Source organism: Vagococcus vulneris, assembly GCF_003950515.1.
Lineage (GTDB): Bacteria > Bacillota > Bacilli > Lactobacillales > Vagococcaceae > Vagococcus > Vagococcus vulneris.
The window spans coordinates 149,881-172,587 of sequence record NZ_NGJS01000003.1; the positions used below are offsets into that span (position 1 = coordinate 149,881).

General features: G+C 35.3%; 26 protein-coding genes, 1 riboswitch and 1 other annotated feature. Of the genes, 24 read left to right on the forward strand and 2 right to left on the reverse strand.

What is annotated here, in order from left to right; genetic code table 11:
* Window position 1: 1 nt before the first annotated feature.
* The 10 genes from CBF37_RS03775 (at window position 2) to CBF37_RS03820 (ending at window position 8,270) form a co-directional block, all read left to right on the forward strand.
* Window positions 2-1,114: a PIN/TRAM domain-containing protein gene (locus CBF37_RS03775; protein WP_125983383.1), complete on the forward strand. Its 1,113-nt coding sequence runs from the start codon at window positions 2-4 to the stop codon at window positions 1,112-1,114.
* Window positions 1,115-1,205: 91 nt separating this feature from the next.
* Window positions 1,206-2,669, forward strand: coding sequence for a glutamate--tRNA ligase (gene gltX / locus CBF37_RS03780; protein ID WP_125983384.1), 1,464 nt, complete (start codon window positions 1,206-1,208; stop codon window positions 2,667-2,669).
* Window positions 2,667-2,876 (forward strand) — a binding site (T-box leader). Its footprint overlaps the gene before it by 3 nt.
* A gap of 54 nt (window positions 2,877-2,930) precedes the next feature.
* Window positions 2,931-3,476 carry a serine O-acetyltransferase EpsC gene (gene epsC, locus CBF37_RS03785; protein ID WP_125983385.1) on the forward strand — a complete coding sequence of 182 codons (546 nt, stop codon included), beginning with the start codon at window positions 2,931-2,933 and terminating at the stop codon, window positions 3,474-3,476.
* Window positions 3,460-4,872: a cysteine--tRNA ligase gene (gene cysS, locus CBF37_RS03790; RefSeq protein WP_125983415.1), complete on the forward strand. Its 1,413-nt coding sequence runs from the start codon at window positions 3,460-3,462 to the stop codon at window positions 4,870-4,872. The genes epsC and cysS overlap by 17 nt, the downstream gene beginning before the upstream one ends.
* Window positions 4,872-5,279, forward strand: coding sequence for a Mini-ribonuclease 3 (locus tag CBF37_RS03795; RefSeq protein ID WP_240626657.1), 408 nt, complete (start codon window positions 4,872-4,874; stop codon window positions 5,277-5,279). The genes cysS and CBF37_RS03795 overlap by 1 nt, the downstream gene beginning before the upstream one ends.
* Window positions 5,269-6,087, forward strand: coding sequence for a 23S rRNA (guanosine(2251)-2'-O)-methyltransferase RlmB (rlmB, locus tag CBF37_RS03800; RefSeq protein WP_125983387.1), 819 nt, complete (start codon window positions 5,269-5,271; stop codon window positions 6,085-6,087). The genes CBF37_RS03795 and rlmB overlap by 11 nt, the downstream gene beginning before the upstream one ends.
* Before the next feature lie 19 nt (window positions 6,088-6,106).
* Window positions 6,107-6,628 (forward strand): NYN domain-containing protein, encoded by a 522-nt coding sequence (locus CBF37_RS03805; protein WP_125983416.1) that lies wholly within the window; start codon window positions 6,107-6,109, stop codon window positions 6,626-6,628.
* Window positions 6,629-6,719: 91 nt separating this feature from the next.
* A complete protein-coding gene (locus CBF37_RS03810) occupies window positions 6,720-7,322 on the forward strand; it encodes a hypothetical protein (protein WP_125983388.1) in 603 nt (200 codons plus the stop codon).
* Window positions 7,323-7,508: 186 nt separating this feature from the next.
* On the forward strand, window positions 7,509-7,760 hold the full coding sequence (locus CBF37_RS03815) for a Veg family protein (protein ID WP_206168032.1): 252 nt from the start codon (window positions 7,509-7,511) through the stop codon (window positions 7,758-7,760).
* Window positions 7,761-7,811: 51 nt separating this feature from the next.
* The gene (locus CBF37_RS03820; protein ID WP_125983390.1) at window positions 7,812-8,270 is read left to right on the forward strand and encodes a low molecular weight protein-tyrosine-phosphatase; all 459 of its coding nucleotides are present in this window, start codon (window positions 7,812-7,814) and stop codon (window positions 8,268-8,270) included.
* A 17-nt stretch (window positions 8,271-8,287) separates the two neighbouring features.
* On the opposite strand, the gene CBF37_RS03825 is transcribed toward CBF37_RS03820, so the two are convergent.
* Window positions 8,288-8,737 (reverse strand): YueI family protein, encoded by a 450-nt coding sequence (locus CBF37_RS03825; protein WP_125983391.1) that lies wholly within the window; start codon window positions 8,735-8,737, stop codon window positions 8,288-8,290.
* 162 nt (window positions 8,738-8,899) lie between these two features.
* Here CBF37_RS03825 and CBF37_RS03830 point away from each other — a divergent pair, with 162 nt between their 5' ends.
* The 10 genes from CBF37_RS03830 to CBF37_RS03875 all read left to right on the forward strand — a co-directional run bounded on the left by CBF37_RS03830 (window position 8,900) and on the right by CBF37_RS03875 (window position 18,422).
* Window positions 8,900-9,856 carry an ABC transporter permease gene (locus CBF37_RS03830; RefSeq protein ID WP_240626658.1) on the forward strand — a complete coding sequence of 319 codons (957 nt, stop codon included), beginning with the start codon at window positions 8,900-8,902 and terminating at the stop codon, window positions 9,854-9,856.
* Window positions 9,843-10,820 (forward strand): iron chelate uptake ABC transporter family permease subunit, encoded by a 978-nt coding sequence (locus CBF37_RS03835; RefSeq protein ID WP_125983393.1) that lies wholly within the window; start codon window positions 9,843-9,845, stop codon window positions 10,818-10,820. Before CBF37_RS03830 ends, CBF37_RS03835 begins: the two co-directional genes overlap by 14 nt.
* On the forward strand, window positions 10,821-11,579 hold the full coding sequence (locus tag CBF37_RS03840; RefSeq protein WP_125983394.1) for an iron ABC transporter ATP-binding protein: 759 nt from the start codon (window positions 10,821-10,823) through the stop codon (window positions 11,577-11,579).
* A gap of 22 nt (window positions 11,580-11,601) precedes the next feature.
* Complete coding sequence (locus tag CBF37_RS03845) at window positions 11,602-12,597, forward strand: siderophore ABC transporter substrate-binding protein (RefSeq protein WP_125983395.1); 996 nt, start codon at window positions 11,602-11,604, stop codon at window positions 12,595-12,597.
* Window positions 12,598-12,708: 111 nt separating this feature from the next.
* Window positions 12,709-13,335 (forward strand): DUF1054 family protein, encoded by a 627-nt coding sequence (locus tag CBF37_RS03850; protein WP_125983417.1) that lies wholly within the window; start codon window positions 12,709-12,711, stop codon window positions 13,333-13,335.
* A gap of 118 nt (window positions 13,336-13,453) precedes the next feature.
* Window positions 13,454-15,460 carry a methionine--tRNA ligase gene (gene metG / locus CBF37_RS03855; RefSeq protein WP_125983396.1) on the forward strand — a complete coding sequence of 669 codons (2,007 nt, stop codon included), beginning with the start codon at window positions 13,454-13,456 and terminating at the stop codon, window positions 15,458-15,460.
* Between the two features lie 79 nt (window positions 15,461-15,539).
* Entirely contained in the window at window positions 15,540-16,307 is a 768-nt protein-coding gene (locus CBF37_RS03860) for a TatD family hydrolase (RefSeq protein WP_125983397.1), read from the forward strand.
* Window positions 16,308-16,880 (forward strand): ribonuclease M5, encoded by a 573-nt coding sequence (rnmV, locus tag CBF37_RS03865; protein WP_125983398.1) that lies wholly within the window; start codon window positions 16,308-16,310, stop codon window positions 16,878-16,880.
* Between the two features lies 1 nt (window position 16,881).
* Complete coding sequence (gene rsmA, locus CBF37_RS03870; protein WP_125983399.1) at window positions 16,882-17,769, forward strand: 16S rRNA (adenine(1518)-N(6)/adenine(1519)-N(6))-dimethyltransferase RsmA; 888 nt, start codon at window positions 16,882-16,884, stop codon at window positions 17,767-17,769.
* Between the two features lie 77 nt (window positions 17,770-17,846).
* A complete protein-coding gene (locus tag CBF37_RS03875; protein ID WP_125983400.1) occupies window positions 17,847-18,422 on the forward strand; it encodes a hypothetical protein in 576 nt (191 codons plus the stop codon).
* Between the two features lie 406 nt (window positions 18,423-18,828).
* On the opposite strand, the gene CBF37_RS03880 is transcribed toward CBF37_RS03875, so the two are convergent.
* Window positions 18,829-19,935 carry an ABC transporter ATP-binding protein gene (locus tag CBF37_RS03880; protein ID WP_125983401.1) on the reverse strand — a complete coding sequence of 369 codons (1,107 nt, stop codon included), beginning with the start codon at window positions 19,933-19,935 and terminating at the stop codon, window positions 18,829-18,831.
* Between the two features lie 143 nt (window positions 19,936-20,078).
* On the opposite strand from CBF37_RS03880, the gene CBF37_RS03885 reads away from it, so the two are divergent.
* The 4 genes from CBF37_RS03885 (at window position 20,079) to CBF37_RS03900 (ending at window position 22,537) form a co-directional block, all read left to right on the forward strand.
* A complete protein-coding gene (locus tag CBF37_RS03885; protein ID WP_125983402.1) occupies window positions 20,079-20,465 on the forward strand; it encodes a methylglyoxal synthase in 387 nt (128 codons plus the stop codon).
* A 50-nt stretch (window positions 20,466-20,515) separates the two neighbouring features.
* Window positions 20,516-20,619: riboswitch (THF riboswitch) on the forward strand.
* Between the two features lie 41 nt (window positions 20,620-20,660).
* Entirely contained in the window at window positions 20,661-21,191 is a 531-nt protein-coding gene (locus CBF37_RS03890) for a folate family ECF transporter S component (RefSeq protein WP_125983403.1), read from the forward strand.
* Window positions 21,192-21,268: 77 nt separating this feature from the next.
* Window positions 21,269-21,958: a YjjG family noncanonical pyrimidine nucleotidase gene (locus tag CBF37_RS03895; protein WP_125983404.1), complete on the forward strand. Its 690-nt coding sequence runs from the start codon at window positions 21,269-21,271 to the stop codon at window positions 21,956-21,958.
* Between the two features lie 75 nt (window positions 21,959-22,033).
* Window positions 22,034-22,537 carry an LURP-one-related/scramblase family protein gene (locus CBF37_RS03900; protein ID WP_125983405.1) on the forward strand — a complete coding sequence of 168 codons (504 nt, stop codon included), beginning with the start codon at window positions 22,034-22,036 and terminating at the stop codon, window positions 22,535-22,537.
* Window positions 22,538-22,707 lie beyond the last annotated feature (170 nt).

The following is a 22,707-nucleotide window of genomic DNA, read 5'->3' on the forward strand; positions in this document are numbered from 1 at the left end:
TTTGATGAAGAAAGTTTATACAACACTTTTAGCCGTTATTGGTTTTGGTATTGGTAGTTCTGTACTAACTAAATTATGGAAAATTTTAGGATTTAATCATTCAACAATACTAACGAGTAAAATTGTGAACGGTACGTTTGGTGCTATTATTTTTATTATTCTTGCAGTATTGTCATACGACCGCTTTACTAAATCAATTAAACATTTAGAAAAATTAATCAATGATAAAAGTCTGCCTGATTTGATTTTAAGTAGCTTGAGTATTATTGTCGGTCTGATTCTAGGTGCTTTAATTTCAGTTCCCCTATATTCAATCAAAATCGCTTACTTAAATACTATATTACCAGCACTGGTGATGTTAGTATTGGGTTATTTGGGGTATAAAGTGGGAACTGCGAAGACAAAGGTTGAAGAATTAAAGAAAATGGTAACTACTCGTAATAATACAAAGAAGGAAGAAACCAGCGAAATTCTAGAAAGACGGGCTGATGATCACTTTAGAAAGTACAAAATACTAGATACCAGTGTAATCATTGATGGTCGTATTTATGATGTTGCTAAAACAGGATTTTTGGAGGGAGTATTATTAATCCCAAACTTTGTTTTATATGAGCTACAATATATTGCTGACTCTGGTGATAGTATGAAGCGTGTCAGAGGGCGCAGAGGGTTGGATATTTTAAATTCGTTACAAAAAGAAGAAGGTATCTCAGTTGAAATGTATGAGGGGGATTTTGAGGATATACAGGAAGTAGACAGCAAATTGATTAAACTAGCAAAATTATTAGATGGTATTGTGGTCACAAATGATTTTAACTTAAACAAGGTTTGTGAGTTTCAAAATGTCCCAGTCTTGAACATTAATGCGCTCGCAAATGCAGTTAAACCCGTCGTTATTCCTGGTGAGACAATGGATGTTGTTGTTATGAAAGATGGGACGGAACGGCAACAAGGAGTTGCTTATTTGGATGATGGAACGATGGTGGTTGTCGAAGACGGCAAACATTTTATGAATAAGAAAATTAATGTAGTTGTCACGAGTGCATTGCAGACTGCAGCTGGACGAATGATTTTTGCTAAACCGTCACATTCACAAACAAGTATAAATGAATAAATTAAGTGATAACCTTTACTAATACTAAGAATGAGGGTAAAATTTAAGTGTGATTATATAAGTAAAAACGTTGATAAGGAAGGTAATTTTAATGACAAAAAAAGTACGTGTAAGATACGCTCCAAGTCCAACAGGACATCTGCATATAGGTAATGCTAGAACAGCATTATTTAATTATTTATTTGCAAGACATCATGGCGGCGACTTTATCATTCGTATTGAAGATACTGATTCAAAACGAAATATTGCTGATGGAGAAAAAAGTCAGCTAGAAAATTTAACATGGTTAAATATCGATTGGGATGAATGTCCAGATAATCCCGGTAATTACGGACCTTATCGTCAATCTGAAAGAGCAGATATTTACTTGCCATTAATCGATCAGCTATTAGCTAGCAACTTAGCTTATAAATGTTATTGTACAGAAGAAGAATTGGAAGCAGAACGCGAAGCTCAAAAAGCACGTGGTGAAGTTCCACGTTATAATGGCAAGTGTGCTAATTTAACACCAGAGCAACAAGCTGCTAAAGAAGCAGAAGGGATTACTCCGGTTGTTCGCTTCCGTGTACCAAAAAATAAAGAGTATACTTTTGATGATATGGTGAAAGGTAATATTACTTTTGAATCAGATAGCGTCGGCGGCGACTTCGTTATTTTAAAACGTGATGGTATGCCGACATACAACTTTGCAGTAGCTGTTGATGACCACTTGATGGACATTACTCATGTTCTTCGTGGGGATGATCACATTGCGAACACACCAAAACAATTAATGGTTTATGAAGCATTTGGTTGGACTCCACCTAGATTTGGCCATATGACATTGATTATTAATACAGAAACGGGTAAGAAACTAAGTAAACGTGATGAAACAATTTTACAGTTTATCGAACAATATCGTGAATTAGGCTATCTTCCTGAGGCAATGTTTAATTTTATTTCATTACTTGGCTGGTCACCAGTTGGAGAGGAAGAAATTTTTAGCCAAGAAGAATTGATTAAAATATTTGATGCTGATCGTTTAAGTAAATCACCAGCGTCATTTGATAATAAAAAATTAGAATGGGTCAGCAATCAATATGTGAAAAAACTTGATCGTCAAGTTATTGCAGACTTGGCAACACCGTATTTAGTGAAAGCTGGACTAGTCGAAGCTGATCCATCTGCTGAAAAACGTGAATGGATCGAAGAGTTAGTCAGCTTATACCAACCACAAATGAGCTATATCGCTGAGATTGTTGAGTTGTCAAAATTATTTTTTAATGATACATTGGAACTATCTGATGAAGCAAAAGAAGTATTAGCAGGTGAAACTGTACCAGCTGTACTAAATGCTTTCAAGCGTCAATTGGCTGAAATGGAAGTTCTGGATGTGCCGACTATTAAAGCTGGTATTAAAGCAGTTCAAAAAGAAACTGATGTTAAAGGTAAAAATCTATTTATGCCGATTCGAGTGGCAGTCAGCGGTCAGATGCACGGACCGGAATTAGCAGAAACAATTATGCTGTTAGGTAAAGATAAAGTATTAAATCATATTGAACAATCAACTAAATAAGCGACATTGATGAAAAGAGCGATCTTTTAATTTGATATAAGAGAGTCTGCGGTTGGTGCAAGCAGAACAAATATTGATCGTGTGCATTTCGGAGTCTTTTTGACGATATGTAGTCAAAAACGGGAAGATAGCCGTTATACTATGCTAAAGGTAGGGTTTTAGCAGACTCTATAAATAAAAGTGGAACCACGTTTGAGCGTCTTTTAATCAATTGACTAAAAGGCGCTCTTTTTCTATCGATTAAAATAAGGGGGCATTTCTATGGGAATTAGGGAAGATATTCAAGCTATACGGGATAAAGATCCAGCGGCGAAAACAAACGCTGAAGTATTTTTGACATATCCGGGCTTGCATGCTGTAGCTGCACATCGGTTGTCTCATTATTTTTATAAGAAGAAACGTTACTTTTTTGCTAGGTGTCATTCCCAATTATGGCGCTTTATTACAGGAATTGAGATTCATCCTGGTGCAGTATTAGGCCGGCGTATTTTTATTGATCATGGTATGGGAGTGGTCATAGGCGAGACAGCTATAATAGAAGACGATGTAACATTATTTCATGGTGTGACGTTAGGCGGCACGGGTACTCATACAGGCAAAAGACATCCGACAGTCAAACGTGGTGCGTTTATTTCCGCACATGCACAGATTTTAGGACCAATCACTATCGGTGTAGAGGCAAAAATTGGTGCAGCTGCTGTTGTTTTAAAGGATGTTCCAGATTATGCGACAGCTGTTGGTGTTCCTGCTAGAATTGTACAGAATAAAGATAAAGGGGAGAAAAAAACAAATTATGTTAATTTATAATACACTGACGCGAAAAAAAGAAGAGTTTAAAACGATTGAACCTAATAAGGTAAAAATGTACGTTTGCGGTCCGACTGTTTATAATTATATTCATATTGGAAACGCACGAAGTAGTATCTCTTTTGATACGGTGCGTCGGTATCTAGAATATCGTGGATATGAAGTAGACTATATTTCTAACTTTACTGATGTTGATGATAAAATCATACGTACAGCTAAAGAAGAAGGTATTTCAACGAAAGAACTTGCTGATAAATATATTGAAGCGTTTAAAGAAGATACTGGAAGGCTTAATGTTAAGCCAGCATGTTTTCATCCCCGTGTGATTGACCATATTGAGGATATCATTTTATTTGTAACGGATTTAATTGATAAAGGCTATGCATACGAATCAAATGGTGATGTTTATTATCGCGCGCGTAAGTTTAAAAATTATGGGCACCTAAGTAATAAGAGTATTGATGAACTTGAGGTAGGTGCGAGCCAGAGAACAGGAGCTGAGCAAGCACAAAAAGAAGATCCGCTTGATTTTGCATTGTGGAAAAATGCAAAAACCGGTGAAGTTTCTTGGCCATCTCCTTGGGGTGAAGGCAGACCGGGTTGGCATATTGAATGTTCAGTAATGGCAACCAAACATTTAGGCAATACAATCGACATTCACGGTGGTGGTCAAGATTTAGAGTTTCCGCATCATGAAAATGAAATTGCACAAAGCGAGGCCAAAACAGGTCAGGCATTTGCTAACTACTGGATGCATAATGCTTATTTAACTGTTGGGGATTCTGGCGAAAAAATGAGTAAATCACTAGGAAATTTTGTAACTGCACACGATTTGATGCAGCAAGTATCACCTGAAGTGATTCGTTTTGCATTAGCTTCCACACATTATCGTCGACCAATGCCGTTTAATAAAACGGTTTTAGAAGAGGCAGAGATAAACCTTAATAAAATAAAAAATGCTTACGAGAAAGCTAGTTTTCGTTTGGATTCAGCTGAGGAGTACATTTTGTCCGATGCTGATGATATTGAAGTATTGGAGGCGTTACAAGCAGATTTTATTAAAGGAATGGATGATGATTTTAATACAGCAAATGGTATTACGGTTGTGTATGCTCTAGTAAAATGGTTAAATACTTATTTAGAGCAGCCTAAAGTGTCGTTACCTGTTACTGCTACTGCACAAACTATGTTAGTAGAATGGATGGGAATATTTGGTATTGAATTGATTGTTGAGCCGGAATTGCTGGAGCACGATATTGAGGTATTGATTGAAGAACGGACTAAAGCTAGAAAAAAACGTGATTTTAGAAAAAGTGATGAAATCCGAGATATTTTATTAGAACGAGGTATTCTATTGAAAGATACACCTCAAGGAACGAGATGGAGCAGAAATTAATGAGTGAAGAAAAAGACTATACGTTGTTAAGCGGTCTAACGTTAGCATACATTGGCGACGCGGTATATGAAGTTTATATTCGTGATTTTTTAATTCGAACAGGTCAGACACGACCAAATCAATTGCATCGATTAGCAACAAACTATGTCTCAGCAAAAGCACAGCATTTTATTATTGAGAATATGATGGCTGATGACTTTTTAACGGAAGAAGAAATAAAAGTGTATAAACGTGGTCGTAATGCTAAGAGTCATACAAGTGCAAAGAATACATCGGTCTTCATTTATCGGTCATCTACAGGTTTCGAAGCATTGGTCGGGTTTTTACATTTGACTGGACAAAAAGAACGTTTGGATGAATTTGTAAAGACAGCTATTCAAAAGGTAGGAGAGAAAAATGACACATAATAAGAAAGAAATCAAAAGACAAATTAAAGAACGACCTAACTGCAAAAAAAGAAGGAGTGTTGCTTCTCAAGAAGAAAATGCTGATTTAGATGATGTGGTCTTTGGCAGGCATGCAGTTACTGAAGCACTAAATGCAAAACGCGGTAATAAATTATTTTTACAAGAAGATTTGAAGAGTGATCGAGCAGAGGAGTTAAAAACATTAGCCGCTTCTCATGCGGTTGCCATTAAATGGGTAAAAAAAGTTAAACTTGATGACATGACCAATAAAGAAAACCACCAAGGGATTGTTTTAAAAATTACACCCTATGAGTATCTTGAATTGGATGAATTATTAGCGAAAACTGTGAATAAAAACAATCGTTTATTTTTAATTTTAGACAGTATTATGGATCCGCATAATCTAGGTTCAATCATGCGAACAGCTGATGCGACAGGTGTTGATGGGATTATTATACCGAAACATCGTGCGGTAGGTATTACACCAGTTGTAGTTAAAACGTCTACTGGAGCTGTTGAGCATGTGCCAGTAGCCCGCGTGACTAATTTGGTTCAAACCGTAAAAAAAATGAAAAAACAAAATATTTGGGTTTTTGGTACAGACATGAAAGGAACTGATTATCGTCAATGGAATGTGTCTGGTGATATCGCACTTGTTATCGGCAATGAAGGGAAGGGCATGAGCCAAGCTTTAACAAAAGAAGTAGATGAAATGGTCACTATCCCAATAGTTGGACATGTTCAAAGTTTGAACGCTAGTGTTGCTGCTAGTTTGCTGATGTACGAAGTTTTAAGAAAGCGAATTTGATATGGCACACAAAAACGGTCTGAAACGCCAAGTTCTTTTTGTTGATGGATATAACATGATTGGAGCGTGGCCTGAATTACAGAAGTTAAAAAAACAGGATCGGTTAGAAGATGCGCGCGACTTGCTTTTGTTTACTTTGTCTAATTATGCAAAATATCAAGGGATAGACATTATTGTTGTTTTTGATGCACAGCTTGTGCCGGGAATTCAGCAATCATATGACAAATATGGCTTGACAGTCATATTTACAAAAGAAGATGAAACCGCGGATACTTATATTGAACGTGAAGCGGGTTTAAAAATTAATCCATTAACACATGTTCGCGTAGCAACTAGTGATTTGGCGGAGCAATGGGTAATTTTTTCTCGCGGTGCACTAAGAGTGTCTGCACGTGAATTATACAAAAATATTGAAGAATCTGAAGCTAGTATCAAGAACGACACGGCAAATTATCATTTTTCAGATTTTAGACGAAATTCACCATGGTCAGCAGAACAGTTATCTGATTTGAAAAAATATTTTGATGATATTCATAAATAATAAAAACAGTTAAAAGAACTTTCGTTCTCTTTTCTGTTTTTTTGTTTAATGATATCATACATGTGAAGAAAGACACAATAGGAGTTGTTTAATGAAAAATAAGAAATTAAAATTATTTATCAATGAAATACAAGAAGGAAACGACGAACATTTTGAAAACGTATTCTTAATGTATGAACCGCTTGTCTATAATATTAAACATAAATTTATTCTACAGAATTTTGATCTGGATGATTATTCTCAAGAATCACGTTTTGTTTGTTATCAAGCAATTTTAGGTTATGATTGTAAAAAACCGGTTACTTTTGGCTTATATTATAAAATTATGTTAGAGCGACATTTTATCAGTCTGCTAAGACGACAAGAAGCTAAAAAAAGACTTAGCAATAAATTCATAGATTCTATTGATGATATCGGTGGTAGTAAAGGAAAAGTAAATGTTTTGGATGATTTACAGGCTGCAAGGGGTTCTGATATTGCCAACTGGGAAAATTATATTTATATCAGAGAAAATATTTTGACAATTTGGGAAAAATTATCTGAATTGGAATATCAAGTGTTTCTTTTGTATTTATCTGGTTTGGATTTAGATGAAATTGCTATAAAATTAGCCGTAGATTTATCGGTAACCCGCAATGCATTTAGTCGTTCTAAAAAAAAATTCAAAGAGTTATTGAAGGAAAATAATCTGTAAGATAAAGCCGTGCGATTGATAGCTACATTAAATAAAGTGCCTTTCTTCAATTAAATAAAAAATTAACATTAAAAATAGCTTATATAGGTTGAATAGTATAGTTTAATATGGTAAAATTTGTGTTTTTTGAAAATATATGTTATAATTAGCTATGACGGAGAGGTGAGTTTTTTGGCGACAAATATAATGAATATAAAGAGCCATTTAGAAAATCGGATTGGAAGTCGGATTACGCTAATTGCTCAAGCAGGCCGTAAGAAACAAAGCGAACGTAGTGGGATTTTAGCAGAAACGTATCCTTCAGTTTTTGTAGTTGATTTAGATCAAGATGAGAACGCATTTGAACGTGTATCATATAGCTATGCGGATGTGTTGACTAACTCAATTGAGTTGCAATTTTTAGAAGAAGATGTGTTAAATGAATCATTTGGTTCCTAGTCTTAGTCAAGCTAAGTTAGGAATTTTTTTATTACTCATAGGAGGGACAAAATGAAAGTTTTATTTGTATGTCTAGGCAACATTTGTCGTTCACCAATGGCCGAGGCTTTAATGCGAGATAAGGTGAAAAAAGCTGGCTTATCTGACTATATCAGTGTATCGTCAGCGGCTACAGGTTCTTGGAATTTAGGAGATTTTCCACACGAAGGGACACAGGCTGTTTTAAATGATCATCATATTGATTTTAATGGGATTCGTGCCAAAAAAATAAATGTACAAGATTTTGTAAGCTATGACTTGATTATCGGCATGGATGCTGAAAATATCAATAATCTCCATGCTATAGCTCCAACTGAAGAATCAGCTTGTAAGATACATCAGTTATTAGAAGATTTTGATAGCCAAGAAGTGCCTGATCCATATTATACAGGAAATTTTGAGTTGACTTATGAATTGATTAATAAAGGGACTGACTATTGGTTAGACAAAATAAAAAAGACAATCGACTAGTGCGATTGTCTTTTTTATTAAATTAATTTTTTAAACTCATCTTTTAAATGATGATGTTTTTTTTGTTCCGCCTCTTTTTGAGATAAATAGTTGTTTGGGACATAGACATCATCTAAGTTAATTGGTGTATCAACTGCATAAACTAATCCGATTGTTTTATCAGGTCCATTATCAATATCTGTGTCAACCATTCTGAAATTGCGTTCATAAGATTGTGCCATTTTCATGTAATGGTTTTGCGCATCAGGATTTGTATTGGCGTTAATTAAAAAATGCCCCTTGCTGAAAGTGTTGATTCGTTCGACAACTAAATCATCATATTTCATGGTATTCATTTCACTAACAGTTAAAGCTAGTGCGACACGTTCACGAAAAGTACCTAAAAACAAGCGTTGCTCATCTGGTTTGACTTGTGGTGTACCAAATAAGCCTTTATCCAAATAATCTTGTACATCTTTTTCAGACATAGTATCACTCCTAAAAGTCTAACATTAATCATTATTTATTATACCATACTTTTAATTATTTGCATGAGCATGAAAAAGTATTGATTTTGTGAAGTAAATTCGCTAAACTGTTAATTGTGAATGAAAATCATTCTCAATAAAAATCGTTTGGAGAGAAAGCGCTTGAAAAAGAGCATTCCAATTATTAGTTTAATTCTATTAGGATGTGTGTCTTTATTTATTGGTGTTCATAGTATTCCGTTCCAAGATATTTTAGATCTCTCAGAGAAACAGCAGCTGGTTTTATGGAGTACCAGAGTACCGCGGACAATTAGCTTAATCGTTGTCGGTGCTATCAGTAGTGTCTGCGGCTTGATTATGCAACATCTGACGCAAAATAAATTTGTGGCACCTACAACTGCGGGAACGATGGACAGTGCCAGGGTGGGCATGTTGGTTGTGATGTTATTTCTGCCTAATGCTTCTATTTTTATGAAGTCAGGAGTGGCTTTTATTTTTGCATTTGTGGGCACTATGCTTTTCATCCAACTAACTAAATATTTGCCGGCGAACAATCAATTAATGATTCCTTTGGTTGGTGTAATGTTTGGCAATATTATCGGGTCATTTGTTACTTTTTTTGCATATCAATTTCAACTGGTTCAAAATATGACTTCATGGCTTCAAGGTAACTTTTCGATGGTAGTGAGAGGCGATTATGAATTGATTTATGCCACTCTGCCAGTATTGATTATCTGTTATCTATTTGCTTATCGCTTTACCTTAGTTGGTATGGGTGAAGACATGGCAACCTCGATTGGTCTAAATTATCAGCGAACACAGCGCTTAGGACTGCTGCTCGTTTCATTAGCCAGCAGTTTGGTACTTGTTACCATCGGCAGTCTGCCTTTCCTAGGTGTTATTGTTCCTAATATTGTTTCTTACTATTTTGGAGATCAGATAAAGAATACTTTATGGATAACAGCAGTATCAGGCAGTATCTTTTTAGTGATTTGTGATATTTTATCGCGAATATTAATTCAGCCCTACGAGGTTCCTGTCAGTTTAATAGTAGGTATTATTGGTAGTGTTGTCTTTATCGTTTTGTTATTAAGGGGGCAGCGTTATGCGATTAAATGACCTGAAGCAACCAAGTTTGCCGCTGAAGATTTTATTTTTAGTGGGTTTGACTATTGCTTGTATTGGGCTATTTTTGACGTATCAAACATACGGTAATTGGGAATTTGCCTTACTGTTAAGAGGAAAAAAGCTGGCAGCGTTTGTTTTGGTTGGGTTGTTGACAGCTTGTGCGACAATCAGTTTTCAAACATTGACACATAATCAGTTTTTAACACCTAGTATTTTAGGGTTTGATTCTTTATATGTCTTAATACAGACGGTCCTCTATTTTTTCTTCGGTTCAATGACGGGCTTTTTAGTTGAACATCGAGGGTCCTTTTTCTTGATGAATGTTAGTTTGATGGTTCTGATAAGTGTCATGTTATTTACTTTTTTATTAAAAAGAGAACAGCATAACTTATTTTTGCTATTGATGATTGGAATGATTCTTGGAACTTTATTTAGAAGTATCAGTACTTTTTTGCAAGTTGCAATGGATCCAAATGAGTACGATAAATTACAAGGGAAATTATTTGCTAGTTTCAATAATGTCGATGTCGATTTGGTAGTTAAATTATTGCCTGTTATTGCCATTATATTTATTTGTTATTTACTACTTGCTTCTCGGTTGGACGTTCTGCATTTAGGTGTAGATCAAGCCATTAATTTAGGATTAAATGTGTCACGTTTAAGAATGATATTATTAGTTTTAATTAGTCTATCAGTAGCAATCTCGACAGCTTTAATTGGTCCGATTACCTTTTTAGGTTTTATTGTGGCCAACATCAGTTATCGGTGGTTAGCAACATTCCGTCATATTTATTTGTTTATAGGCGGAACATTATTAAGTATCTTCATGTTAGTCGCAGGCCAATTTTTGGTTGAACAGGTCTTTCATATGAATACTACGTTAAGTGTTGTTATCGAATTCAGCGGCGGATTATATTTTATTTGGAAGATTATCAAAGAGCGGGGGGGATCATAGGTGCAAATACAGAAGGTATCAAAAAAGTACGGTGAGTCTTTGGTTGTAGATGGCGTTGAAGTCGATATTAAAACGGGCCATTTAACAGCATTTATCGGACCAAATGGTGCAGGTAAAAGTACTTTGTTATCCATGATGAGCCGCTTAATTGAGAAGGATTCCGGCGGTATATATGTTGAAGGTTCAGAAGTGAAAACGTGGAATCAAACAGAACTGGCTAAAAAATTATCAATTTTAAAACAAGCAAACAGCGTTCAACTAAAGGTAACGGTAAGAGAATTGGTATCATTTGGTCGATTTCCGCACAGCAAGGGACGCATGACACAGTTTGATCGGGATAAAGTAGAAGAAGCTTTAAGCTACTTAAGTCTGGAAGACTTGGCAGACAAACACATCAATACACTTTCCGGCGGACAGTTGCAGCGTGCTTACATAGCCATGGTATTAGCACAAGATACGGATTATATTTTTCTAGACGAGCCATTAAATAATTTGGATATGAATCATGCAGCGACACTGATGAAGGTGATGAAAAAGCTGGTTTTAGAAACTGGGAAAACAGTTGTCATCGTTTTGCATGATATTAATTTTGCCGCAAGTTATGCTGATGATATTGTTGCTATGAAGAATGGTCGTGTCTTTAAATCTGGACCGACAAGTGAAATTATTACAAAAACTGTTTTAGATGAATTGTACGAGATGAATATTAGGATTTGTGAATTGGAAGGCACTAGATTTTGTTTATATTTTAATGAATAAATAAAAAAAAGGAGAATTAATCATGAAAAAAGGAAAATTAGGTTTGTTAGTCTCGGCGGCAGCGCTGATTCTATTATTAGGAGGTTGCGGAACAAAAGCGGCTGACACAAAATCATCAACACAAGAAACAGCTAAAACTGAGAAAACGTCGGCAGCAAAAGATGAAGTAAAAGCGGGCACTAAAATCAAAGTAAAAGACGGTGAAGGTAAAGAAGTAGAAGTACCTGCAAAACCGTCAAAAGTGGTAGTTTTTGATATGGGGTCTTTAGATACAATTAACGAGTTAGGCGGTAAAAATACAGTTGTTGGAGCGCCAACCAAAACAATGCCTAACTATTTAAAAGAATATAAAAGTGTTGAATCAGCAGGCGGTATCAAAGAACCTGATTTTGAGAAAATCAATGCAATGAAACCAGAGTTAATTATCATATCCGGTCGTCAGCGAGATGCAAAAGAAATGTTGGAAAAAATTGCACCAACATTATATTTAGGTGTTGATGCAGCAAAAACATGGGAGTCAACGAAACAAAATATCAAAACACTAGGCACTATCTACGGTAAAGAAGCTGAAGCAGATAAAAAAATCAGTGAATTAGATAAAAAAATTGCTGATTTACATAAAAGAGCGACAGATAGTCAATTAACAGGATTAGTGACTTTAGTAAATGAAGGATCTTTATCAGCATACGGTAACGGATCACGATTTGGTATTGTTTATGATACATTTGGTGTGAAACCAGCAGACGATACAATTAAAGCATCGACACACGGTCAAGAAATTTCATATGAATATGTGTTAGAAAAAAATCCAGATATTCTTTATGTTGTCGACCGCACGAAAGCAATCGGCGGTGATACTAGCAAGAATAATGTTGCTGATAATGAATTGGTGAAACAAACAAAAGCTGGGAAAACAAATAAAGTTATCTCATTAACACCAGACGTTTGGTATTTAGCAGGTGGCGGAATCGAGTCTACTAATATTATGATTGATGACGTATCAAAAGGATTTAAATAAACAGAAAGCTGTTCACTTGTTATGAGTGATCGGCTTTTTTTGTTGTATTGTGAGTTTAAAGCCGGTAAAGTAGTAAGAATAAAGAAATAGGAGAGGATGTTATCGTTGGAAATGTTTGGTCAAAAGGAATTTTCTTGCTTTAAAATTGAAGGTTTGGAAGAACGCATGGCAGCAATTCGTCAAGATATTCAACCAGTATTTCAAGAATTAGATACTTATTTTGTTAACCAATTAGCAAAAAATCTGGATGGAACAGTGTTGCCGATTCATATCGCACAGCACCGCCGACGCACAGCATATGCACCTGATTTTACTTGGAGTGCAATGGGTGGCGATAAAAGGGGCTACAAAAAATATCCACATTTTCAATTAGGAATAACTGGGGAGTACATAGTGATGTGGTTGTCTTTCATTGACAATCCACAGTTTGAAAAAGAGATAGCTCAAGATTTTTTAAATCATTTAGACCTTTTCACTGATTTGCCGGAAGATACTGTCATCAATTTAGATCATACTAAAAATAATTATGAGCTAATGACAACTGAAAATTTAAAATATGGCTTAATACGTTGGCAAAATGTTAAGAAAGGCGAATTTCAAATTGGGCGTATTCTTAAAAAGGAAGATCCGTTATTAGATAATCCAGAAAAAGCGCGTGCTTATATGTTGTCTACGTTTATTGCGTTGATCCCGATTTACCAACAGGCAATGGATATTCGATTGTCCTATTTAATTTAGTCATCAAACTGTAACTAAAATTCGGTAAAAATTACCTTTCAATTATGATATAATGAAGCGGAATTCATTCAAAAATTAAAATAAATAAAGAGTATTTTTTCAAGGAGGTAGTTTTTAAGTGGAGGAGAAAAAAACATTTTATATCACAACGCCGATTTATTATCCAAGCGGCAAACTGCATATTGGAAGTTCTTATACTACCATTGCATGTGATGCGATGGCTCGTTTTAAACGTTTAAAAGGCTTTGATGTCTTTTATCTAACTGGTTTAGATGAGCATGGACAAAAGATTGAACAAAAAGCTGAGGATTTAGGAATTGAACCGCAAGAATATGTGGATAACATGGCAGCTGATGTAAAAAAACTTTGGAAGCTTTTGGATATTGATTACACTAAATTTATTCGTACGACGGATACTGATCATAAAGAATCCGTTCAAAATATTTTTCAACAATTATTAGATCAAGGTGATATCTATCTTGGTGAATACGAAGGTTGGTATTCTGTTTCTGATGAAGAGTATTTTACTGAAAATCAGTTAGCAGAGGTTTACCGTGATGAAGACGGTAAAGTTATTGGTGGCAAAGCGCCTAGCGGTCATGAGGTGGAACTTGTTAAAGAAGAAAGTTATTTCTTTAAAATGAGTAAATACGCCGATAGATTGTTAGAGTATTATGAAACTCATCCGGATTTTATTGAACCAGTTTCTCGTAAAAATGAAATGATTAACAATTTTATTAAACCAGGTTTAGAAGATTTAGCAGTCAGCCGCACGTCTTTCAGTTGGGGAGTCCCGGTAAAAAATGATCCGAAGCATGTTGTTTATGTCTGGATTGATGCGTTATCCAACTACATCACAGCACTGGGGTATGGAACGGCTGATGATACAAACTTTAAAAAATATTGGCCGGCCGATGTCCACATGGTAGGTAAAGAAATTGTTCGGTTCCATACAATTTATTGGCCGATTATGTTGATGGCTTTAGGATTACCGTTACCTAAACAAATTTTTGCACATGGCTGGCTAGTTATGAATGATGGCAAGATGTCTAAATCAAAAGGAAATGTTGTTTATCCTGAGATGTTAGTTAAACGTTATGGATTAGATGCATTGCGTTATTATCTGATGCGCGCTATACCTTTTGGTTCTGATGGTGTCTTTACGCCAGAAGACTTTGTTGCACGTGTAAATTATGACTTAGCCAATGATTTAGGCAATTTGTTAAATCGTACTATTGCGATGATTAATAAGTACTGTGATGGTGTCGTACCAAATTATGCATCACAAGTAACGCCGTTTGATAGTGAATTATCAACAACAGCAGCTGATATTATTGGCAAATATAATAAAGCGATGGAAAAGATGGAATTTAATATTGCATTGAGTGAAATTTGGAAACTTATTTCTCGTGCTAATAAATACATTGATGAAACAGAGCCGTGGGTTTTAGCTAAAGATGAGTCTCGCAAAGCAGAATTAGACAGTGTGATGGTTCATTTAGCAGAAAGTTTGCGGATTTCTGCCATTCTATTACAGCCGATTATGACAGAAACTCCTAAAGCTGTCTTCTCACAACTCGGATTGTCAGATGATACTGTATCAATGTTAGATATCCGTTTCGGCGATTTTCCATCTGATACAAAAGTTGTTGCTAAAGGTACGCCTATCTTCCCACGCTTAGAAGTAGATGAAGAAGTGGCATACATTAAAGAACAAATGGCTCAATCAGTAAAAGCACCAAAAGAAGAAAAAGCATTTAATGCTGAAGACACAACGCTGGTTTCCATAAAGGACAAACAGATAAAATATGATGATTTTGATAAAGTTGAAATTAAGGTCGCAGAGGTCCTTGATTGTCGTAAAGTAAAAGATGCTGATAAATTATTGCAGTTCCGTTTAGATGCTGGAGACGAAGGTTACCGTCAAATTCTATCAGGTATTGCAGAGTTTTATCCGGAGCCGACAGACTTAGTAGGAAAAAAAGTCTTAATCGTCGCTAACTTAAAACCCCGCAAAATGCGTGGTGAAATCAGTCAAGGTATGATCTTATCTGCTGAATCTGAGGGTAAATTATATGTAGTTGAAGCACCAAAAGGCGTTAAAAACGGTTCAATCATAGCGTAAATTTCAGAAACGATTGAAAGTATAGTCCTTTCAATCGTTTCTTTTGTGTTAAAATGATTCATGACAGGAGTGACAAAAAATGATATTTGATACACATACACATTTAAATGTACCTCAATTTAAAGACGATATTGAAGAAGTTATTATAAGGGCGAAAGAGTTGGATGTTACAGAAATGGCGGTAGTCGGTTTTGATACTGAAACGATAGTAAAATCGCTTGATTTAAGCCATAAGTATCCATTCATTTACAGTATTTTAGGATGGCATCCAACTGAAGCAGGAAGTTATTCATCAACCATAGAGGACAAACTGATGCAGCAACTTCAAGACGAACGAGTTGTGGCACTAGGCGAAATTGGTTTAGACTATCATTGGATGGAAGATCCAAAAGATGTTCAAGAAAAAATCTTTCGTCGTCAGATTGCGATTGCTCGTGAAATGAACTTACCGATTAGTATCCACACAAGAGAGGCAATAGAAGATACATACAAAATATTAAAATCAGAGAACATTACAAACATAGGTGGTATTATGCATAGTTTCAGCGGTAATCGTGAATGGGCAGATCGTTTTCTTGATTTAGGTATGCATATTTCTTTTAGCGGTGTCGTTACTTTTAAAAAGGCTTTGGAAGTCCAAACAGCAGCAAGCCATGTTCCCTTAGACCGGTTATTGATTGAAACGGATGCACCTTATTTGGCACCTGTTCCCTACCGCGGTAAACGCAATGAACCAGGTTATACACACTATGTTGCACAAAAGATTGCAGAACTGAGAGAACTTTCATATGAAGAAATTGCTAAACAAACCAGCAGAAATGCGCATAAATTATTTAGGATAGATTAGATGACACAGAAAAAAATTAAAATTGAAGAAATTATTGTTGTTGAAGGAAAAGACGACACCAAAAGAATTCAAGAAGTGGTTGACGCAGATACGATAGAAACAAATGGGTCTGCAATTAATGAAGAAACCCTCGGAAAAATCAGTCATGCACAAGAAGTAAGAGGCGTTATTATCTTTACAGATCCTGACTTTTCTGGTGAAAAAATACGAAAACAGGTAGCAGAAGTTGTTCCTCAAGCACAACATGCATTTATCAATCGCAAGAGCAGTGTTCCAAAGAAGAAGCACGGCAGCTTAGGTGTAGAACATGCAAGTGATGAGGTTATTTTAGAAGCTTTGCGGCTTGTATCGACTCCTGCAGCGACGACATTTACATCCGATATACCAACTGAGTTTTTAATCCAATCGGGCTTGATAGCGGGACCAAATGCTAAACAGCGTCGTGAACTGTTAGGTGATTATTTACGTATTGGTTACACGAACGGCAAACAGCTGCGCAAGCGATTGGATATGTTTCAAGTTAAACGAGAAACATTTGAAGCAGCATTAAAAAAAGTATTAGCGGAGGAATAAGATGACAGATTACCGTGATATCGCCACACCAAGCCGAACGAAAGAAATTTTAGAACAGCACGGCTTTTCGTTTAAAAAGAGTCTTGGTCAAAATTTTTTGACAGAACCAAATATTCTTCGAAATATTGCAGCAGCAGCAGATTTGACACGAGAAGATAAAGTAATCGAAGTAGGTCCGGGTATTGGTGCATTGACCGAACATTTGGCTCGTGAAGCGGGCAGTGTGCTGGCCTTTGAGATTGACCAGCGCCTGATTCCAGTATTGGAAGATACACTGGCACCATATGACAATGTGACGGTAGTGAATACAGATATATTAACAGCAGATGTTGTAAGTGAATCGAAAAAAGTTTTTGGTAATGATGTAACAGATGTAAAAATAGTGGCCAACTTACCATACTACATTACGACACCAATTATGATGCACTTATTAATGTCGGACTTACCTATTAGTACGATGGTCGTGATGATGCAAAAAGAAGTAGCTGATAGAATGACAGCTAGTCCAAAAACAAAGGCTTATGGCTCATTATCTATTGCCGTTCAATACTATATGGAGGCAAAAGTAGCCTTTATTGTGCCGAAGACAGCTTTTATTCCACAGCCGAATGTAGATTCTGCCATTATTAAGTTAACACGTCGTGAAGTACCTTTAATTGAAGTGATTGATGAAACATTTTTCTTTCAACTGACACGAGCATCATTTGCACAGAGAAGAAAAACATTATGGAATAATTTAATCAGTCATTTTGGTAAGACAGAAGATATCAAAGAATGGCTGAAAAAATCACTAATGGAGTCAGCAATTGATCCGAGTCGACGGGGAGAAACGTTAAGTATCCAAGAATTCGGCAAACTAGCGAACGCTTTATTAACGAACAAACAATGAACTTGACGTATTAATGTTTGTTGACAACTGAACTCTTTTAAGATATATTTTGTTCAAAAGATAACGGAGTTGAGAATATGGAAAATTCACGTTCGATCAGTCAGTTAACATATGCAGCTATTTTAATTGCCCTAGGAATTATGATACCAATGGTAATGCCGGTTAAGGTAGTTATAGGTCCAGCATCATTTACACTTGCTAGCCATGTCCCAGTGTTTTTAGCGATGTTTGTTTCACCGCGAGTAGCAGCTATGGTTTCATTAGGAACAGCGTTTGGTTTTTTTATCACGCTACCTGACCCGATTATTGCTTTTAGAGCCTTGAGTCACATTGTTTTTGCAGTTTTCGGAGCAGTGTATCTGCAAAAAAAACCTGATACGATAGCTTCAGTTAGAAAGTACATGGGGTTTAACGGTGTAATGGCTTTAATTCATGCGGGTATGGAAGTTATAGTTGTTTCGTTTTTTTTCATGAGTGGCGGGTTGTCAGAAGCCAGCTATAGTTCTGGTTTTTTTGTAGCTGTTTTTATGCTAGTCGGTCTTGGCGGTATAGCTCATAGTTTAGTAGATGGTTGGTTAGCTTATCTAATTGGAAAAAAAATAGGATACCGCTTCAAATTTCCAGTTTTTATTGCTGAGAAATCAAAAAGTTAAATAAAAACAGCCCTATCGATTTGATAGGGCTGTTTTTATTTTAAAAGAATCGGTAAAAAAAAAGGATATTATGCAAATGATGTATAATAAAAATATTTTAGAATAAATATTTAAAAAAATTAAAGTTAATTTAATAGTCATTATGCTAATTATAACATGGACCTTGAACCGGAGAAAAAACGTAAGCAGGTAAATGCCACAAAACAAAGAGTAAAGCAATCAAAGTACCAACTAATCAAAAGGTAGTATTAATTTTTCTGATCTTCTGTCAGTAGTGCTAAATTCAAAAAATATTTACCAAACAACATTAGAGAATGCTTAAAAATATCAATAATTAGGTTAGTTGACTAAAGTGGTTTTTGGATAAAAAAACCATTCGTATTTTTATAGAATGGTTTTAAATTACTTATTTAATGACTAATTCAGTTTCCGGATCAAAGAAATGGCTTTTATTTAAGTTAAAAGCAAGTTCAATTATTTCTCCAGGTGAATATGCAGAACGTGCATCAACCTTAGAAATAAATTCAGTATTTGCCGTCCGTGTGTAGAGCATTGTTTCAGCACCTAATAATTCTGCAACAACTACTTCTGATTGGACAAGCCCATGAGGAGCAGCATCTTTGGCGATTTCTTCACTGTGAATATCTTCTGGTCGAATACCGAAAATAACTTGTTGTCCAACGTAGCCTTTCTCACGAAGTACTTTGAATTTACCTTCAGGAACCTCCAAACGTAACTTGGCATTATCAGTGATATAACCATCTTCCCCTAGTGTGACATTAAAGAAGTTCATGGCAGGTGAACCGATAAAACCTGCAACAAAAACATTAACGGGTGTATCATAAACTTCTTTAGGTGTACCGATTTGCTGTACGAATCCATCTTTCATGATAACAATCCGATCTGCCATTGTCATGGCTTCAGTTTGGTCATGAGTTACATAAATAGTTGTTGTTTCTAAACGACGGTGTAATTTAGCAATTTCAGCCCGCATGGCAACACGCAATTTAGCATCCAAGTTTGATAAGGGTTCATCCATTAAGAAAACTTTGGCATCACGGACGATGGCACGACCCAAAGCGACACGTTGACGTTGTCCGCCAGATAATGCTGCAGGTTTACGTTTTAAATATTCAGTCAATCCTAAAATTTCAGCAGCGTTATCGACACGTTTTTTGATTTCGGCTTTATCATATTTACGAAGTTTTAGTCCGAAAGCCATATTATCAAAAACAGTCATATGTGGGTATAGAGCATAGTTTTGAAAAACCATAGCAATATCTCGGTCTTTAGGAGCGACGTCATTAACCATACGGTCACCAATCCACAATTCACCTTCAGAAATATCTTCAAGTCCTGCAATCATACGCAGTGTGGTTGATTTACCACATCCGGAAGGTCCGACAAAAACGATAAACTCACGATCAGCAATATCTAAATTAAAATCAGTTACTGAATAATTAGGGTTATTTTCATATTTTTTATGTATGTGTTTTAAAGCAATTTCTACCATAGTCTTATATCCTACTTTCTTTTCATCTATTTGATAAATAGAGTATAATAAAATAAGAGTACGCTTACAATGTGCAAAAGCACCAAACTATTTCGGCATATCTACGAAAACGCTTGCGTAAAAATTGAAAGGAGTAAGTGAAAATGAAAATTGCTTTGATAGCACATGATAAAAAGAAAAAGGAAATGATTCAACTTGCTAAACAACATGAAGATATCTTGGCTAGATTAGATTTATTTGCAACAGGTACTACAGGAACTAAAATTATGGAAAATACTAAACTAGAAGTACATTGCTTTAAGTCTGGGCCTTTGGGAGGAGATCAGCAAATCGGTGCAAGAGTATCTGAGCAGCAGATGGACATGGTCATTTTCCTTAGAGATCCTCTGACAGCACAGCCGCATGAACCAGATGTCAATGCTTTAATACGTCTATGTGATGTTTATGAGGTACCTTTAGCAACTAATAAAAGTACGGCAGTCTTATTAATAAAAGAATTAGCGAATTTATTGGATGCAGGTCAAGTTTGATAGTATCTTACAAGAATGTATGATACAATAATCTTCGTGAAATAATTAAAATCAGAGTAGGAAGTATAGCGTTAAGTGCTGGAAGGATGGGATGTTGCCTTTTAGACGAAAAGTATCTTTTGATATTTGCGATTATATTTTTGCATTCGCTGCATATTTTTTTATGTAGCAGCTCTAGGAAAAGGAGATGCTAAGATGACAGAAACAAATACACATTTCACAGCAAAGCGCATTGCATTAATGGGAATATTAATGGCTTTGCAAATAATTTTATCGAGGTTCGCAAGCATTAACACGCCGTTCGTTAAAATTGGATTTACCTTTGTCGCCATTGTTTTAATGGGGATGTTCTTTAATCCGTTAGTTGCTGGATTTTGCAATATGCTAGCTGACTTTATCGGAATTACATTACTGCCGGTTGGAGGAGGTTTCTTTTGGGGTTTTTCAATCTCAGCTTTTTTGACGGCAGCATTGTACAGTTATTTCTTTTATAAAAAAGATATGACAATCACACGAATTATTATTGTCAACTTAATTGTGGGTATTATCTTACACATGGGCTTGAATACATTGTGGCTTTATATGTTGCAAGGGACAAGTGTTTATGCGTTTATTCCGATTAGATTTAGTAAGGAAATTATTTTGATAGTTGTTCAAATTGTAGTTACAATTGCAATGAGCAAGTCGCAATATTTAAAGAAACAGTTAATTCGATTTGATTCTTAAACATAAAATGACGTAGAATAAAAGATAACTCTAACGGGTTATCTTTTTTAATTTAATAAGATAGGAATGAGTTGACTATGAATAAATACGATTATATTATTTTTGATTTAGACAATACACTTTTAGATTTTAGTTTATCTGAGAAATATGCATTAAATAAATTATTAACTAAATATGGCGTTATCCCTAACGAAGAGAATGTTAATGTGTATAAGGAAATTAATCAAAAATTGTGGGATCAACTAGAACAAGGGAAGATAAAAAAAGAAACGCTATTGGAGAATCGGTTCAAATTGTTTTTTCAATCATGTGGAGTTGTTGTAGACGGGACTAAAGCAGATGATGAATATAGGAGTTTTCTTGAAGAGCGAACTGATACAATTGAGGGTGCACATGAGGTATTGGAGTATTTAAAAGATAAGGGGTATAAATTAGTTGTTGGAACAAATGGTATTGGTCGTACTCAACGTGTGCGTTTGAAGAATAATGATATGAAAAAATATTTTGATGCGGTATTTATTTCTGAAGAGATAGGATTTGATAAGCCTGATGTTCGCTTTTTCGACCACTTATTAAATTCTTTAAATATTACTGAAACGTCACAAGTACTAATGGTGGGTGATAGCCTATCTTCGGACATTTTAGGTGCTTATCGTTCAGGAATTAGTTCTGTTTGGTATAATAAAAAACACGATATTAAGAAAGAGTTTGTTAATTATAATTACGATGAAATACTGATACTAAAGGATTTGTTAGATAAATTGTAAACCATAGATAATTTAATTATTCATGTTATACTATACTTAACTTAGTTATTAAATTCCTTAAGGAGGTCTGCTAAAGTGAAACAGTTATATGTAAAAAAAGGATTGTTTGAAAACAAAGAAATTTTAGTGATGAATCGTAATGAGGATATTGAGTATAACTTAATATTGACACCATTAGCTAGTGGAGCTAAAGTCGATATATTTAATAAACAAAATCAAAGTGTTGCAGTAATTACTGCATCAATGGTTTCAAGCGGTATCAGTATTGATGTGACAGCCAATGGTAATGCTATGGCTAAAATTGATTTTAAAAAAAATAGAAATATGGAATATCGAGATTTGGTAGAAATGGATGATTTGACAGTTATCAATGATTGGCAATCATATAAATTTGAATTATTAAGAGGATATCGTAAGGTCGCTAAAGTTCGTCCTAAATGGATGGAGTGGGGATCAACATATGAACTAACTATCTTTGAAGATGAGTATACGGATGCGGCTATCGGAATGATAGTTGGTATGGTACTTCTTGATCAGTTAGTGGATAATCCGGAGTGTTTAAGTGTTGCAGTGATTTAGTAGGATAAAAAAATAAGGTTTGCCAATTAATGGCAAACCTTATTTCAGATTGAAGACAAACTAGTTACTCAACAGGAGTAATTGGTTTGTTTTTTTGTTTTTCATTATTAATTTTGAAAAACACTCAAAAATAGACAAAAAAATAGAGCCCCCAAGGTCTCTTAGTTTAA

Excerpts from the sequence above, each read along its gene's own strand:
- CBF37_RS03880 (WP_125983401.1), bottom strand. The coding sequence starts at position 19,935 with ATGGTAGAAATTGCTTTAAAACACATACATAAAAAATATGAAAATAAC.
- CBF37_RS03825 (WP_125983391.1), bottom strand. The coding sequence starts at position 8,737 with ATGTCTGAAAAAGATGTACAAGATTATTTGGATAAAGGCTTATTTGGT.
- epsC (WP_125983385.1), top strand. The coding sequence starts at position 2,931 with ATGGGAATTAGGGAAGATATTCAAGCTATACGGGATAAAGATCCAGCG.
- CBF37_RS03890 (WP_125983403.1), top strand. The coding sequence starts at position 20,661 with ATGACAGAAACAAATACACATTTCACAGCAAAGCGCATTGCATTAATG.
- CBF37_RS03850 (WP_125983417.1), top strand. The coding sequence starts at position 12,709 with ATGTTTGGTCAAAAGGAATTTTCTTGCTTTAAAATTGAAGGTTTGGAA.
- CBF37_RS03835 (WP_125983393.1), top strand. The coding sequence starts at position 9,843 with ATGCGATTAAATGACCTGAAGCAACCAAGTTTGCCGCTGAAGATTTTA.
- CBF37_RS03815 (WP_206168032.1), top strand. The coding sequence starts at position 7,509 with ATGAATATAAAGAGCCATTTAGAAAATCGGATTGGAAGTCGGATTACG.
- CBF37_RS03795 (WP_240626657.1), top strand. The coding sequence starts at position 4,872 with ATGAGTGAAGAAAAAGACTATACGTTGTTAAGCGGTCTAACGTTAGCA.
- CBF37_RS03845 (WP_125983395.1), top strand. The coding sequence starts at position 11,602 with ATGAAAAAAGGAAAATTAGGTTTGTTAGTCTCGGCGGCAGCGCTGATT.
- CBF37_RS03895 (WP_125983404.1), top strand. The coding sequence starts at position 21,269 with ATGAATAAATACGATTATATTATTTTTGATTTAGACAATACACTTTTA.
- rlmB (WP_125983387.1), top strand. The coding sequence starts at position 5,269 with ATGACACATAATAAGAAAGAAATCAAAAGACAAATTAAAGAACGACCT.
- CBF37_RS03860 (WP_125983397.1), top strand. The coding sequence starts at position 15,540 with ATGATATTTGATACACATACACATTTAAATGTACCTCAATTTAAAGAC.
- rsmA (WP_125983399.1), top strand. The coding sequence starts at position 16,882 with ATGACAGATTACCGTGATATCGCCACACCAAGCCGAACGAAAGAAATT.
- gltX (WP_125983384.1), top strand. The coding sequence starts at position 1,206 with ATGACAAAAAAAGTACGTGTAAGATACGCTCCAAGTCCAACAGGACAT.
- CBF37_RS03885 (WP_125983402.1), top strand. The coding sequence starts at position 20,079 with ATGAAAATTGCTTTGATAGCACATGATAAAAAGAAAAAGGAAATGATT.
- CBF37_RS03875 (WP_125983400.1), top strand. The coding sequence starts at position 17,847 with ATGGAAAATTCACGTTCGATCAGTCAGTTAACATATGCAGCTATTTTA.
- rnmV (WP_125983398.1), top strand. The coding sequence starts at position 16,308 with ATGACACAGAAAAAAATTAAAATTGAAGAAATTATTGTTGTTGAAGGA.
- CBF37_RS03820 (WP_125983390.1), top strand. The coding sequence starts at position 7,812 with ATGAAAGTTTTATTTGTATGTCTAGGCAACATTTGTCGTTCACCAATG.
- CBF37_RS03810 (WP_125983388.1), top strand. The coding sequence starts at position 6,720 with ATGAAAAATAAGAAATTAAAATTATTTATCAATGAAATACAAGAAGGA.